At 33.1% G+C, this 15,176-nt stretch carries 14 protein-coding genes and 1 pseudogene; 8 read left to right on the top strand and 7 right to left on the bottom strand.

The window, feature by feature from the left end; translation table 11 throughout:
• Nucleotides 1-118 precede the first annotated feature (118 nt).
• The gene (locus tag ABWU56_RS04800; protein WP_264331331.1) at nt 119-937 is read left to right on the top strand and encodes a pyruvate, water dikinase regulatory protein; all 819 of its coding nucleotides are present in this window, start codon (nt 119-121) and stop codon (nt 935-937) included.
• 69 nt (nt 938-1,006) lie between these two features.
• Nucleotides 1,007-1,135 (top strand): type B 50S ribosomal protein L36, encoded by a 129-nt coding sequence (ykgO, locus tag ABWU56_RS04795; RefSeq protein ID WP_006015378.1) that lies wholly within the window; start codon nt 1,007-1,009, stop codon nt 1,133-1,135.
• 212 nt (nt 1,136-1,347) lie between these two features.
• On the opposite strand, the gene ABWU56_RS04790 is transcribed toward ykgO, so the two are convergent.
• A complete protein-coding gene (locus tag ABWU56_RS04790) occupies nt 1,348-1,542 on the bottom strand; it encodes a hypothetical protein (protein WP_353281172.1) in 195 nt (64 codons plus the stop codon).
• A 329-nt stretch (nt 1,543-1,871) separates the two neighbouring features.
• Complete coding sequence (locus ABWU56_RS04785; protein WP_353281171.1) at nt 1,872-3,911, bottom strand: ATP-dependent DNA helicase RecG; 2,040 nt, start codon at nt 3,909-3,911, stop codon at nt 1,872-1,874.
• Nucleotides 3,912-4,055: 144 nt separating this feature from the next.
• On the opposite strand from ABWU56_RS04785, the gene ABWU56_RS04780 reads away from it, so the two are divergent.
• The gene (locus ABWU56_RS04780) at nt 4,056-5,072 is read left to right on the top strand and encodes a hypothetical protein (protein ID WP_353281169.1); all 1,017 of its coding nucleotides are present in this window, start codon (nt 4,056-4,058) and stop codon (nt 5,070-5,072) included.
• 361 nt (nt 5,073-5,433) lie between these two features.
• Here the strand turns inward: ABWU56_RS04780 and ABWU56_RS04775 are convergent, their stop codons facing one another.
• Together ABWU56_RS04775 and ABWU56_RS04770 are read right to left on the bottom strand one after the other, a co-directional pair.
• Nucleotides 5,434-5,682, bottom strand: a complete 249-nt coding sequence (locus ABWU56_RS04775) for a hypothetical protein (protein ID WP_007301923.1) — start codon at nt 5,680-5,682, stop codon at nt 5,434-5,436.
• 218 nt (nt 5,683-5,900) lie between these two features.
• Nucleotides 5,901-7,229 (bottom strand): annotated as a pseudogene (locus ABWU56_RS04770) (IS4 family transposase).
• Nucleotides 7,230-7,504: 275 nt separating this feature from the next.
• Between ABWU56_RS04770 and ABWU56_RS04765 the strand changes: the two are divergent.
• The 3 genes from ABWU56_RS04765 (at nt 7,505) to ABWU56_RS04755 (ending at nt 10,479) form a co-directional block, all read left to right on the top strand.
• Nucleotides 7,505-8,059 carry a hypothetical protein gene (locus tag ABWU56_RS04765; RefSeq protein ID WP_007301922.1) on the top strand — a complete coding sequence of 185 codons (555 nt, stop codon included), beginning with the start codon at nt 7,505-7,507 and terminating at the stop codon, nt 8,057-8,059.
• 219 nt (nt 8,060-8,278) lie between these two features.
• Nucleotides 8,279-9,505 carry a tRNA (N(6)-L-threonylcarbamoyladenosine(37)-C(2))-methylthiotransferase MtaB gene (gene mtaB, locus ABWU56_RS04760; RefSeq protein ID WP_010402133.1) on the top strand — a complete coding sequence of 409 codons (1,227 nt, stop codon included), beginning with the start codon at nt 8,279-8,281 and terminating at the stop codon, nt 9,503-9,505.
• 59 nt (nt 9,506-9,564) lie between these two features.
• A complete protein-coding gene (locus ABWU56_RS04755) occupies nt 9,565-10,479 on the top strand; it encodes an outer membrane protein (RefSeq protein WP_353281167.1) in 915 nt (304 codons plus the stop codon).
• Nucleotides 10,480-10,758: 279 nt separating this feature from the next.
• Here ABWU56_RS04755 and secD read toward each other — a convergent pair whose 3' ends face one another.
• Both secD and ABWU56_RS04745 read right to left on the bottom strand, forming a co-directional pair.
• On the bottom strand, nt 10,759-12,273 hold the full coding sequence (secD, locus tag ABWU56_RS04750; RefSeq protein WP_010405309.1) for a protein translocase subunit SecD: 1,515 nt from the start codon (nt 12,271-12,273) through the stop codon (nt 10,759-10,761).
• 72 nt (nt 12,274-12,345) lie between these two features.
• On the bottom strand, nt 12,346-12,720 hold the full coding sequence (locus tag ABWU56_RS04745; RefSeq protein WP_264374926.1) for a hypothetical protein: 375 nt from the start codon (nt 12,718-12,720) through the stop codon (nt 12,346-12,348).
• 119 nt (nt 12,721-12,839) lie between these two features.
• On the opposite strand from ABWU56_RS04745, the gene hemC reads away from it, so the two are divergent.
• Together hemC and murB are read left to right on the top strand one after the other, a co-directional pair.
• Complete coding sequence (hemC, locus tag ABWU56_RS04740) at nt 12,840-13,718, top strand: hydroxymethylbilane synthase (protein WP_064085264.1); 879 nt, start codon at nt 12,840-12,842, stop codon at nt 13,716-13,718.
• Nucleotides 13,709-14,593, top strand: a complete 885-nt coding sequence (murB, locus tag ABWU56_RS04735; protein WP_353281164.1) for a UDP-N-acetylmuramate dehydrogenase — start codon at nt 13,709-13,711, stop codon at nt 14,591-14,593. Before hemC ends, murB begins: the two co-directional genes overlap by 10 nt.
• Nucleotides 14,594-14,674: 81 nt before the next feature.
• Here the strand turns inward: murB and ABWU56_RS04730 are convergent, their stop codons facing one another.
• A complete protein-coding gene (locus tag ABWU56_RS04730; protein ID WP_353281162.1) occupies nt 14,675-15,145 on the bottom strand; it encodes a hypothetical protein in 471 nt (156 codons plus the stop codon).
• Between the last annotated feature and the right edge of the window lie 31 nt (nt 15,146-15,176).

Here is a 15,176-nt window from a genome sequence, read left to right as displayed (position 1 = left end):
GAATTTATCAATTAGTTTGAGTTTTATCAACAAGATAGTTTTTCTATATTTACGTAGTATAATAAATTAGCACAATTTCAGTAGCAGATTGCTTGCTATTATTTTTATTATAACGTTGATGACCCTTAAAAAGCTTAACCTACACTTAGTGTCAGATTCAAGTGGTGAAACTGTTATATCAGTTGCAAAATCAGCTCTGAAACACTTTCGTTCTGTAGAAACGATCGAATATGTTTGGTCTTTTGTAAAAGGAGAAGAGCAGATTGACAAAATTTTAGAGGAAATTAATAGAAAAAGTGATGAGCATAACTTTGTTATATGTACTATTACTGATGATGGACTCAGAAAATATCTAAAAGATAATTGTATCAAGTTAAAAATTCCATATAGAGCAATATTATCACATATTATTAGAGAAATTTCATCCTATCTTGAAATTGAAAAAGATGAAAAACTTGACCTATATACTGAAATAAATAACGAATATTTTCAGCGCATTGAGGCAATAAACTATACCATTAATCATGATGATGGACAAAATATTCAAGATATTGATAAAGCCGATATAATTTTGGTTGGAGTTTCACGCACATCAAAATCTCCCACCAGTATGTATTTAGCTTATCGAGGCTATAAAGTTGCAAATGTTCCTTTTGTTAGCGAGATACCCTTTTACGTCGACTTAGCAAAATTAAAAAATAAACTGACTATAGGAGTAACAATAGACGTAAGAAGGCTAATAGAAATACGCAAAAATAGACTGACTTCAATTAATAATGAAGGTAATAATATATATGCTGACCCTAGAAAAGTAGAAAAGGAAATTAAAGAAGCAGAGGAGTTCTTTAAGCAAAATAACTGGCCAATTATTGATGTCACGCAAAGGTCAATCGAAGAAGTATCAGCAACAATTATACAGTATTTTAATAAAATGTGAAAAATTTATCAATTGACTAACTCTCTGTCAGTGATCATAATGTAAAGTAATTCTATTCTTACTGTAGATATGAAAGTTAAAGGGTCACTAAAATCTCATCGTAACAGAGATAAAAATTGTAAAGTTGTGAAAAGGGGTGGTAAGGTTTATATTATAAATAAGGTAAAGCCAAGATGTAAAGCGCGTCAAGGTTCTTAGCTTTTTGTTTTCCTTTTTATGTCATATGTTTTTCATATGGAAGCATGGTTAGAAAGAAACAAAAATTGTTGCATAGCACTGCCCATTTCTTCTCTTACATTATATTTTGGTATTAACATGATTACAGGCAGACGTGGCTTGTTAACATTAATTAACTTAAAAAAAAGAAATTAATTACGTGCGTCAACAAGTCCATGAATTTTAGTTCCACCCTAAGCCCTCTTGAGCTTGAGAATTTTTTCTATATATAGGCTGAGCATGAATGACATCTGATCATCAATTATGCAAATCTGGATCTTGTTGTGCATACTTAAGTCATTTTGCCAAAATTCCCTTTTTGCATCACCTTTTAAACCTCTTGTGCATACTTCTGTAATTGTGGTAAATTTTTGATCATTGGCAGCCACTTCTCCACACTGCTTCCATACATATTCTCAACTTCTTCTCGCTTTTACTGTGTATTCCTTTTGTGCTCTTTAAAACGGTACCTTCTATATATATATTTATTGTCATTAGGCTAAGTTACCGCTTTTTTTCCATTTTTATACTTCCTGCCCTTGATTAATTTGACCTGCTAACATTTTGTTTACAGGGCCTGCTATTAACTCTGCACAATTTATTCTTATGGTAAAAACTTCTTCTTCACTCTTATTTTTCCTTAACTTGACGCGTATGGTTTTTTAAATACTCCCGTCTGTCAAGGAATTTCTACTCATGAAGGTTATGGCTTGGAAGATTACTGAAATTTTGAAAAATGTAGTCTACTTCTATATTCAAATATATCAAGCAGTAATTCAAAATTAGCTATTGTACCTTTTGCACTATTATATGCAAGGTTGAGCAATTCTCTGTCCTCATATAAATCAGCAAATTTAAACTCCATGCACCCTGATTGTTTTGTGCCTAGAATATCTCCGCTACCCCTCAGCATCATATCCTTTTCAGCAATATAAAATCCATCTTGTGACTCACACATAATCTTTAACTTTGAATACGAACTTTTACTGAGATTGTCATATAACAGTACACAAAAAGACGGTTTATTTCCTCGTCCTACTCTACCTCTTAACTGATGTAATTGCGATAACCCGAACTGCTCTGCATTCTCTATAATCATAATAGTTGCATCTGGTACATCTATGCCAACTTCTATCACAGTAGTTGCAACAAGCAGAGAAAATTCATTTCTCTTGAAGGAAAACATCACTTGATCTTTCTGCTCTTGAGTTAGTTTTCCGTGTATTATTCCAACTCTATCAAAAAATGTCTTTTGTAGTTCCTGAAAGCGCATTTCTGCTGCGGCAATATTGAGTTCTTCGTTTTCTTCTATATATGGACAAATCCAATATGCTTTTTCGCCTCTATTTATAGCATCTTTCAGTTTTTGAATAATATCTGATACTTTTTTAACGTTCATAATAACGGTTTTTATTGGCAATCTAGATTTTGGTTTTTCCCTTAAAATAGAACATTCAACATCACTATACATAGCTTGCTGCAAGGTTCTTGGAATGGGAGTTGCAGTAACAAAAAGTATATCGGTATTTTCTCCTTTTCCTACCAACCGATTCCTCTGTATCACTCCAAATCGCTGTTGTTCGTCTATGACTGCGAGTCCTAAATTTTTAAATGTAACGTTGGCTTGAAATAATGCATGAGTACCAATTACTATATTTAAAATACCACTTGCAAGTTCGTTCATAATAATCTTTCTTTCCTTGCGCGCAGTTTTACCGGTAAGCAAAGCAACTTTTATATCAGTACAAGATAGAGCTTCTTCGATCCAATTATAATGTTGCTCAGCCAAGATAGTAGTTGGTGCCATTAGAGCTACTTGCATGTTATTTTCTACCACATTCAGCATCGCAAAGAGTGCAACTACAGTTTTGCCACTCCCAACGTCACCTTGCAGCAGACTTACCATGCGGTATTTAGATTTTTGTCTCTCTGAAATTTCACCTATCGCTCGAATTTGATCATTTGTTAATTGGAACGGTAATTCATTTAAGACCTGCTCTTTGTATTTATTCAATATTACAAATTCCCTTCCTCCTTTTTTTACATGATTTTCCCTCGCAAGTTTTAGCGCCAGCTGATAGGCACATAGCTCATCATAAGCAAGTCTTTCTCTGCAAACTTCTGCTTCTGCGAGTGAGCTCGGTCTGTGCAATCTTATGATGCTTTCTTTCCAATTCAGCCATTTCTTTTGCTTGATTAATGTTTCATCTATCCACTCTGATAAATCAGGCAAATCTTTTAGATTAGAACTTATTATGTTTCTAATGCTCTTGTTAGTAATACCGCGACATAATTGGTAAACTGGCTCTATGCAGGCTATTTCTTTAAATAGATTGATATCAGACAACATGTAATCTGGGTGAGTAATTTGCCAATGTTCGGCAAACTTTTCAAGTTTACCACTGATTACTATATCTGTTCCAACTGGAAATAATTTATACAAATATTTAACTGAGTAATTAAAAAAAACTATAAATAAATACTGACTTTCACTTTCAACGATTATTTTATATGGCCTACCTCTAACAGTGGGGCGCTGGTGTTCATACACTTTTGCCACAAAAGTTGTAAATTCTCCCACTTGAGCATCAGGTAGTGATTTACTTCTATCCACATAACTGAGCGGCCTATAAAACAGCAAGTCCATTACTCTGTCTCCACCGCAAAGTTTAGGCAATATTGCGGAATGAAACCTTGGTATATTCTCAATTTTACTATTTAGAAAAGTCAGCACACTTGACTGCTCATCAACATTCATACTGTGTAAAACCGTTTATTCATAATAGAGCCTTACTAAAATCCTGTCACCCTATTATGACTGTCTATGTTAAGTATATTATTGACATATTAACTATTTTTATGTATTATTATACTATCAGCAATTCATATCAAAGTATTAACAATGAACAACTCTATACAGGAAAAAAATGAAAATCCAGTAGTTACACTCAAAGCTCAGGCAGAAAAGTTTGATTTTAGCAAATTAAGAGCTTCAAGAGATAATAAAGCAGCAAATTCTGGTGAAGCTATATATAAAGATTTTGACAGAATGGACTTTGTTATTAAAGACAGAAATATAGACAAAATCTTAATTAAAGCGCTGGTAAACAGAAATAAGGAAGGATTTGATAAGATTTGGGAAGAATATTGTGAAGATCCGGAAATCCCTAGTGATAAAAAAACTGATCAATATAAAGAAGAGATTAAAAGATTTTACGATTTAGGCAAAGAACACACGCATCTATTACCGAAAGAAGGAGATAAAAACAAGAGTTATCGTGCATTTGCAAAAGAAGTTTTTAAGGAAATATTTGAATATGCCAACGCTCAGGTTCCAAGTGACTCTATCTTAGAGGAATTGGTTACCAATTGTAATCAGGCAGGGTATGAAGCTGGTGTATTTATAGAATCTCAATTTGCACTTAGCCAACATTCATTGAAAATACTCTCACCTAAAAAAGTTATAAATATCTATTATGTTGACCAAAATAATGTGAGTGTTAGATCTGATATGACATTACCAATACTCTCCCAAGAGAGTGATGTTCAATTAGGTGACAAGGTATGCGATCTATCCAGCTCACTAGAATTCGCACTTGAATCTCAAGATGGGAAAGATGATGTGATATATAAAGATGGCAAATTGTCACTTACTGTACCTCGAAAATTGAGAGATTACAAAATTGATGGCAGAAGTTTATTTGATACCATTAAAGAATATTTCTACAAATTCTGCGAGAAGTTAGGATTCAAGTTTGAAGTAGAAATAGAACACAATTTTGAAGAAGAAGATTCTTTATATGAAGGTGAGGAGTATAACTTTGAGGGAGCACGTCTTGTGTTTCAAGAACAACCTCAAAACTATATAGAAGATCCAGATGTGGATCCTCTTAATAAAAAACGTGAAATTTCACCTTGATAATAATTAAAATATCTCAAAGCTTATTTGCATAGTCAGTTGTACTAGACGCAACTTAATCTGACAGAAAAACTAATGTCAATCTCTATGTTTGATGCTACTAATATTTTTCTAAAAAGCAATATGCTTGCTATCAAGAAAAGTCTGCATAGCAATATTTACCTAAATGAGGCCTTGTCTCAATTCCTAAATATAGCTGTGATTTTCTGGTTTATCATAGCCCATATCAGTCAAAATGTGCGATAATAGCACCATCAAAGAAAGATATATTAAAAAGATTAGCGGCAGTAATTGCAGTTTTGTCTGTTTGCCATATCAACTCTTGAGTAGGTATCAATAATAATGATAATCTATATATCTGCTATAAAACCTCGAGATCCGTAGAATAGGGCTGACTAAGGTTCTCATACATTCCTGTATGCTGAGAACATAAAAGCTCTTTTGATTCTATTCCTAAATCCTCAAGTATTTGCTCCTGTTCAGCTATAAGTTCTAATAGCCCTGTTCCACTTTCACTTACTTCACTTCGTTCAAGACACATAAGTTCTGTTAACTCTGCTATGTCTTCTCTAGAAAGCTGATTTTTTTCAGAAAAAGTTGCTTCACTCATATGGTCCTCTTTTTGATATAAAGAGTATCTTATACAAGAGAATAACTAAAATAATCTAAACTCTTGTGTCATATTTGTAGCTTGGTGTAGTTATATGGTACATTTCAGATAAGAGTACTGATTATCTAATTGTAGGAGAAGACCTAGTCAAAATATAAAAAAGCAGTGGAATTGGGGGTGGTAAATTCAGAAGTGTCTGAATAACCATACGCGTCAAGTTAAGAGATTGTGAGCAAATTTAGAGAAGTTAAGGTGGATACTCTAGTTTTTCTGTACTTGTCTTTTAATGAAAACTGCGACCAAGTTATGGTAAGCTTTTTGAGAAAAATATTTAAGCCTTTAATTTTATTATTTAGTGCTAAAAATAACTCTCTAACCCGTCTTTTTAGCTCAATAAATGCCTTTGTTAAGCTAAGCTCCGTATTTTTTTTCAGTTCTGTGCAACCCACTATTCCATGAAATATAAGAATTGCACACAATTTGGCATATAGCTCACATAATACTCTGTATGGCTTTCCTCTCAGCTTATCAAGCCTTATATTACTCTTATATAATTTGAACAATAATTCAATTTGCCATCTTATTCGGTAAACTACTAGTATTTGCTCAGCATTAATCTTACTTTTTGGAACATTAGTTATAAATATCGACCAATTTAGTAACTTTTGGTTCCTTTGAGAAGATGTGTATCCATGTGATCTTGCTAACCTATTAGCCTTTCTTCTTCTAGCCATAGCTTGTTCTTCAGTTAGTTTTTTAAATATAATTCTTACTTTAACCCTTGTCTCTTTTCCTCACAATACCTCCTGTTCTAGAAAAGATCGATCTCCCAAATGTTCTAGTAAATCTATTTTTTGACCTGTCTCTATATCATATATGTTAGTATCGGATTTATAACGACTTATGAAATAAGCTCCTATTTCATTGATTTGTTTAAAAGAACTTGGCACAAAATAACCCAAATCAGATATTAGTAAATCGTTGTTCGATATATTGCTTAAATGGCTTCTATAACCCTGATCTGACCTTATTCCCTCAGTTATATTAAGCTGGTCTAATGTCTGGTTTAGGTAGTCAAAAACTAATTGTAACTTTATTCCAGACTTAGTATTGCTTTCATAACCACTGTAGCTGGTACCATAACCTTTATACATTTCTTCCATACTGTTAGGTAAGCTAATGTAGCTGCTGTCTAATAATTTAACACCTCCAAAGTGCTTCAAGATTCTGCAATCAACTTGTAAGGTATTTTTAAGTAACGTTAAAGATTCATTATACATTCTTTTCATAAATTCCACTGCTTCCTTGGTAAATCTAAAGTCCAGACCTTGTTTTGTTATATTTATCGAGTCTTCATTCAATAATTGACACACTGTCTCTATACTACAATTATCAACCCCTATATTACCCAAAACGATGGCTTTTATGAACGACGAGCCTTTTAGCTTCCTCTTTCTTTTTATGAACCCTGTTGTAGCTGAGATTTTATCTGCTTTTTCATTAAAAAATTCTTTGAGCTTTTTTGAGATGCAAACTATTCTTTTCATTGTATAAGTTCTCCGTTTTCTTTGTTAGATTTAAGAGAACTTATATCTTTTTTTTCTCTTCCTTACACTAAGTTTATTACCACAGTTCCTTAACTTGACGCGTATGGTCTGAATAACTGTGTGAACTAAGTTCGGAGGAGAATAGTATCAAGAAAGGAGAAAATTATATGGTCTTACCTTTATTGATGTATTAATTGAGAAGAGTTCTTAAAAGTTAATGTTTTGTTAGTTGTTTCATACTAAAATAGGCATATATAAATAATTAGGAGAATGTTATGCGGTCTAATTCCAATTCACTTAATAAATACGGATATGTATCTGATGCAAATGGATTGTCTCACCAACAAATGGGAATGTATGATGATTTAGGAAGATATGAAGTTGCTGATGAAGATATGATGTACCAAAAAAACTATGGTATTATTGGTGATAGTTTAAAAAAAGTAACAAATCTGACTGGAGATACAGCAAAGAGTATAGCAGATTACCTTATTAAACCTGTTAGTGATCAGGTTGCAAAGCAAATCGTTGTTCCATTAGGAACAGAGATTATAAGTAAAATTGTCGTACCTATTACAAAGAAAGTTGCAGAACAAAATCAAGACATGATAAAAGAGCTAACAGATAAACTCATGGTTCGCGTGGAAGATTTTGCTCGGTTACAAATAGAAAAATTAAAAGAAGACGTAAAGCAAGAGATAACATCAATACCAGGTAAAGTTTTAGAGAAGATAAAACCTTCTTCATGGCTTCCATGGAAAGCAGAAAGTTTGGATGAAGCTTATTCTGACACTTATGTACCAAATGATATAGATGAATTTGCATGGTAGAGCTTCAAGGTTTAGCAAAATGTTTTTTGGTTTATATTCGCTTGAGGTTAACATCATTGGCCTTAAGCTTTTTTTAATGCTAAATGATCTTACTGTATATCTACAAATTCTTCCTGTGATTTTCAACTCTAGAGGTTATGCTTAAATTATAATATCTACCAAAAAAATAGTCATTTTGCTTGGATATTTGATATAATTTAGATCTATTAAAGCAAAAGCATGAATGAAGTAATAACATTTGGTTGTCGTCTAAATTTCTACGAGAGTGAGTTAATCAAAGAAGCATTAAAAAAAGCAAAGAGAGAAAATGTTGTTGTAGTGCATAGCTGTGCAGTGACAAACGAAGCAGAACGCCAAGTGAAGCAAAAAATACGTAAGATCTATAAAAACGACCCAAGTAAAGAAATTATCGTAGTTGGCTGTGCCGTTCAATTAGATCCTAAATCATATAGTGATATTCCTGGTGTAAGTAAAGTGCTAGGTAATCAAGACAAGCTAAGAGCTGAAAATTATCTACTAAATAATGATGAAATCTTAGTCAGTGATAACCAAGTAGAACCTATTCTCATTAATGGATTTGAAGATAAATCAAGGGCATTTATTGAAATTCAAAATGGTTGTAATCATAGTTGTACATTTTGCTCAATTACTGAGGCAAGAGGAAATAATCGATCTGTGCCAGTAAACAATATTATAGAGCAAATTAAGATTTTTATAGAAAATGGGTATCAAGAAGTGGTGTTTACAGGTGTTGATATTACTGACTTTGGTACAGATTTGTTTGGTAAGCAATCACTCAGTTCAATGATTAGAAGAGTTTTAAAGGATATACCACAGTTAAAGAGACTAAGACTTTCCTCTATTGATGTTGCTGAAGTTGATGATGAACTAATGGATTTAATAGCTAATGAGTCAAGACTTATGCCTCACTTACACTTGAGTCTACAGTCTGGTAATAATTTAATACTAAAGAGAATGAAACGTCGTCACAATAGAGAACAAGTGATAGAATTTTATCATAAAATGAAGAGCTTAAGACCTAATATAGCATTTGGCGCTGATATTATTGCTGGATTTCCAACAGAAACTGATGAAATGTTTCAGGATACAGTTGATTTACTGAAAAAAATAAATGTAGTTTATCTACATGCTTTTCCATATTCAGAGCGGAAAAACACACCTGCTGCACGGATGCCACAAATACCAGAGAATGTACGTAAAGAACGAGTAAAGCATCTAAGAGAAATAAATAAAGAAATGATGAGCAGTTTTTATCAGTCTTTGCTCGGCACTGAGCAAAGCGTTTTGGTTGAGCAGAATAATATTGGTAGAACAGAAAATTTTGCATTAATAAAACTTACATCAAGAGTTCAAGCTAAAAGTATTGTGAAAGCTCATGTTAAAGGAATAGAAAATAATTGTTTAATTGGAAATATTATTTCTTAATTTTTGTACATTAAAGGAATATATGATATAGTAGTTATACTATAAGTGATAATTCATTTATGATAATTAGAATATCTATTGCTTTATTTTTCATCTTCATTCCGTGTGTCTATTTTTTTATTACTTATATCAGTAACAATACACACATTAAGCAAGTGCAGCCCTTAAAATTAGAAACGGACAATAATGAAAGTGTGATACATTCTGAAGAAGTTACTGAAAAAGAAGTGCCAATAAAATGTCAAGAACTTGAAAGTAGTTCACCTTCTGTTTTCCAAGTAGCTAATCAGAAAAATATGTGGCCAAGTATTGCAGATCAAGCTGAACCTACAAAGGAAAAATCAAAAAAACTTGATTTCTATGTTAGTGCTAATGGTGGTAAGATATATTCTGATAGCTCAGAAGTATTTGTGGAGGGTATACGTGCAATAGGAAAAAGAATTCTTGCTTTAGCTGAGGGCCGTTATGGTGGTTTTCTTTTAGACCTATTCTTAGGAGATGAAATTAAAAACATAAAAAAATTTAACGGTAAAATTGATTTTCAGTGGCTTAGCAGCATATCTGTAGGTTACTATGCTGGAGAAAATGGCCGAGTTGATTTTGAGACCATGTATTCTAAAGTCAATATTGAAGATAGTAACTCTCCTCCGGTATTTGATAAATCAGCAAGTGTATCTGCATTCTTATTAAATTTTTACTATAACCCTAATGTTCAAAATACTCAATTTGCTCCGTATATTGGTCTTGGTATAGGATCAACAGTTTTTAGATTAAAAAGGATTGATAAATCATCTAAAAATTTAATGCCACTGAATGTTCCTTGGCTTGTTTATCAAATAAAGCTTGGTGTTGATTACTCAGTAATTCCAGAAGTTAAAACCTTTCTCGGCTATCGTTACTTTAATATTCCAACACCTATTGCAGACGATATATCCACTCATAATATTGAAGTTGGTTTGATGTTTAATTTTTAGTAATAATATCTTTTCAATTCTAATATCCTGATTTCCATTCAGAAATTTGATAAATCTATCCATATCTTTAATCTTATGGCCATATCCTTTGTGATAGCCTGAAGATGGTTTCTGTTTCTTTTTTCCTTTTCCTCCACAAATATATTGGTTTTATGCTCACTAAATTGGTGAGCATGTTACAACGTTTTTGACGACGAAAAGACTGGATAGCTACTTTCATGACAACCATTTAGTTGTCTTTTCTCGTCTATCTTATTTTGTCACTCTGCTGAACAGATACTAAAGTACTAGCTTTTGTGGGTTGATGCACAATTCTATCAGAAGTTTTGTGACTATAATTGCAGAAAACATCGAGCACAGGATTCCTATCGATAAAGTGACAGAAAACCCTCTAATTGCTCCGCTACCAATAATGAACATTATTCCTGCAGCAATCAGTGTAGTGAGGTTTGAGTCAAGAATTGTTTTTATTGCGTTTTTAAATCCTTCTTCAATGGCACGAGCTGTTCTTTTTCCTGCTCTTATTTCTTCGCGGATGCGTTCAAATATTAAAACATTTGCATCCACTGACATGCCAACAGTTAGCGCAATTCCAGCAATTCCAGGGAGAGTAAGAGTTGCTTCAAGTAAGGTAAGAATGAGTAGTATAGAGATTACATTAAAAACGAGTGCAACAGACGCTAATAAGCCTAATTTGCCGTAAGTAATGATTATAGATAAACCAACGGCTATGATAGAGATTATTGCTGCAATTTCTCCTGCTTTTATTGACTCTTCTCCAAGGCTTGGACCAATGTTTTTTTCTTCAATTATTTTAAGTGGTGCAGGTAGTGCACCTGATTTTAAAAGTATTGCAAGTTCACTCGCTTGTTTTTCAGTGAAATTACCGCTAATTTCTCCCTCTCCATTTAGAATAGGTTCACGTATTGTTGGTACAGTTAAGACTGTGTTATCTAAAACAATTGCAAAAGGCTTTCCTACATTTTCTTTAGTAATTTTTGCAAATTTTTTACTTGCTATGCTGTCGAATTTGAAATGTACTGTTGGTTTACCTAAATTGCCAAATCTAACTGATGCGTTAACTAATGAATCACCGCCTATTTCAGTTTTGCGGAATATCGGGTAGGAATTACCCAAAGAATCCTTGAGCATAATCGTAGTGTCATGATCGATATCTTGCATTTTAGCTACATTGGTGTTTGCCAAATGGAAGGCCAGCTTGGCTGTTTTGCCAAGCAGAGATTTTATCTGCTGAGTGTCTTCTACTCCAGGAACTTGGACTAATATCTTATTTTGTCCTTGTTTTTGCACACTTACTTCCTTAGTACCAAGCTTATCTAAGCGTCTTTGAACATTAACTATTGACTCTGAAACTACTTCATTGATTAATGAATTCTTATAATGCGGTTTATATGAAATGAAAATTGCAGTATTTTTTCTACTCAATTCTAAATTTGGGTTTATTTTATGTATTAACGTTGAAACTTTTTTGTAATCATCAATATTATTTAAAGTTACAACCACTTGTTTATCGTTTTTTGCGCTAAATTCAATCTTTTGTGTTAACAGACCTTCTTTTATTTCATCGGTTAGCATGCTTAGTTTCTCTTTGAAGTAAAAATCTAAGTCTACATTTAGAAGCAGAGATGATCCACCTTTCAGGTCAAGCCCTAAATTTATTCTCTTTTTTGAGGTAAAGAACTTATTATCAATAAAATTTGGCAGTATTATATATAAGGACAGCAAAAAAATTAGTAACACTGAAAGAGATTTAACTATTATCTTGTTTGGCATAAATTTAAACTATATTAGTGCATTGTAGACCGAATAGTTGCTAATCACAAGCACCTAAAAGATTAGGACCGCCTAAAGCCCTGATCTATAATTGATGGTCTGCGTTTGTTTTTCTAAAATATCATTATAAATCCATGAATGAGGTTCAGAGGTAGCTTTAAGATTCTCTATTTGTTTATTTTTTCTAATGCTATCAATCGGAAGGTAAATGCATAAACCAAGTATTGAGAAAGTAACTATGGTAGCTGGTATGTGAATAGCAAGAAATTCACTATAACTTGGATCTTTCCAACCGAGAGGACTAGATAGAGAAGGATGAGAGGAAAATCTGGGAATTGCTACTACTGAACTTAATGCTGTTAGAATAATAGCGACAGTGGCACCTACAAGAGGTAAAATATTCTTTTTATTAAATCTGCCATTAGAATCTTTTAAAATATCAAACATACATACTCGTCGATTACTAAATGTTCGTGATACTATGCACTAATTATAAAGTATTCAATAACTAAACTGGAGATAATAAAAAATGGACATAGAATATAGACATATAATATGAAGGATATATGCTAGTTAAAATAGGTACGAGAGGAAGCGACCTTGCGATCATCCAAGCTTTGGAAGCAAAACAAAGATTATTAGAGTCTTTTCCTAATCTATCCGTTGAGATCATTAAAATCAAAACTTCTGGTGATAAATATGCTAATGTAACCCTTGCTGAAATAGGAGGTAAAGGACTGTTCCTCAGGGAGATTGAGGCTGAATTACTCAAAAATAATATAGATATGGCGGTTCATTCGCTAAAAGATGTACCTGCGTTTTTCTCGAAGGACTTAACAATTCCTTGTGTTTTAGAGAGGATAAGTCCATGTGATGTATTTATTTCTCATAAATATAAGAGCCTAAAAACTTTGCCACAGCAGGCTACAATTGCAACTTCTTCAATAAGAAGAAAAGTTCAGCTGTTAAATCTCAGGCCAGACTTAAATGTAGTGACACTGCGTGGAAATGTGACAACTAGACTGCAAAATCAGAATTTTGATGGAATGATTTTAGCTGAAGCAGGGCTGATAAGATTAAAAAAATATCACTTAATTACGGAGGTATTGCCACCAAAAGTCATGTTAAGCGCAGTAGGGCAGGGGGCAATTTGCATTCAATGCCGAAAGAATGATATAAAAGTTATCGATCTTTTAGAGAAAATTAATAATAATATGTCTTTTATAAGGGCAAAATCAGAGCGCAGTTTCATGAAGACAGTAAATGGTTCATGCTTTACACCGCTTGCAGCTTTAGCAGAATATGTGAGTGAAAACATGCTACATCTTTATTGTATGTTAGCGGGCGAGAGAGTTATATACTTTACTGAACGCACTTCGTTTGTAGAAGATGCAGAAAAAATGGGTATGGATGCAGGATTAGAGTTAAAATCAAAATGCTTATAAGCTTACCTAAAGTATGTGGAATCTACCGTTATAATGTTTCAATGTCTAAAATGACTTGGTTAAATGTTGGTGGCCAAGCTGATGTACTATTTAAGCCACGTGACATTGAAGATCTAATGTGCTTGATAAAAGATGCGGAGTTACCAATTAGCGTTATCGGTGCAACATCCAACATAATAATTCGAGATAGTGGCATTCGAGGAATAACGGTGAAATTAGGTAAGGAATTTGCGTATATTAAATGTAAAGATAATAGCTCCATAGTTGCAGGTGGTGCTGCACTGCTTAGTAACCTTGCCTACTTTGCAGGGGAACAGCAAATTAGTGGGCTTGAGTTTCTTGCTGGAATTCCAGGAACAGTTGGCGGTGGAATAGAAATGAATGCAGGTGCATATGGTAGTGATATTGCGAGTGTTGTAAAATTTATAAGGGCAGTGAATCTAGAAGATGGAAATTTATATGAATTCTCCAGCGAAGAAATGGGATATTTTTATCGTGGACATAGTCTAAAAGGCAGGTGGATTTTTATTGAAGCTGAATTTAAAGGAGTAAGTTCAGAGTATGAGCTTATATTGCAAAGATTGAAAGAAGTTATTGATAAAAAAAATAAAAGTCAACCAGTAAGAGGAAAAACTGCTGGTTGTATATTCAAAAATCCAATAGGCTGCAAGGCATGGAAACTGATTGATGAGTCTGGCTGCCGAGGATTAAGTAACGGTAGAGCTAAAATTTCTAAGAAACATTGTAATTTTCTGCTCAATTACAACAATGCAACTGCACTTGACTTAGAAAACCTTGGCAACATAGTACAAGATGCAGTAAAAGATAAATTTAACATTGAACTTGAGTGGGAGATAAGGGTTTTGGGTAGGTAACTTCTAACCTTCTCTAATATGACCTATTTCAATTGAGTACACTTCAATTTAAGTCCAAGGTACACTATTTGCGAGGACAATTTATGCTTCCTTCGAAGAAAAGCATTCTTTTACTTTTTCGACTGTAGGTTCTAGAATACATTCATTTATTTTTTTAGCCGTCAATGCTAATAAACCTAATCCAAAAAGACTTACAAATGGTGCAATAACTCCTATTGTTGCACTCATCAAAGCTGCTGATTCTATATTTAACATTACAGCAGGAAAAATAGTACCTATAGCTGCACCAAGACCAATCCCTACTGCGGCAGTGGTAGCTAAGGTACATAAAAAATAAGCTATTAGCTTTGTTTGGCTTGTTTTTTCATAATGCTTAAGACTATCTTCTCTGGAAGTAATTAAAATGAGAAATGAGTATGTAGAAACAAAAGAAATAATTCCGCCTATGATTAAAGGTGATAAAGCTGCAAAGTTTAAACTAAAGCCTATAAGTGTTCCTATTATAGCTGCTACCCCATAAGACTTTAAACGCTTTTTAATTTCTGGACCCATACCTTCTTCTATGTATATTTAATTAATAATG

Origin of the sequence: Wolbachia endosymbiont (group B) of Horisme vitalbata (assembly GCF_964028625.1) — a bacterium.
In the GTDB taxonomy this organism is placed as follows: Bacteria; Pseudomonadota; Alphaproteobacteria; order Rickettsiales; family Anaplasmataceae; genus Wolbachia.
The sequence above is the reverse complement of the archived record's forward strand: the minus strand, read 5'-3'. Positions and strand labels throughout refer to the sequence as shown.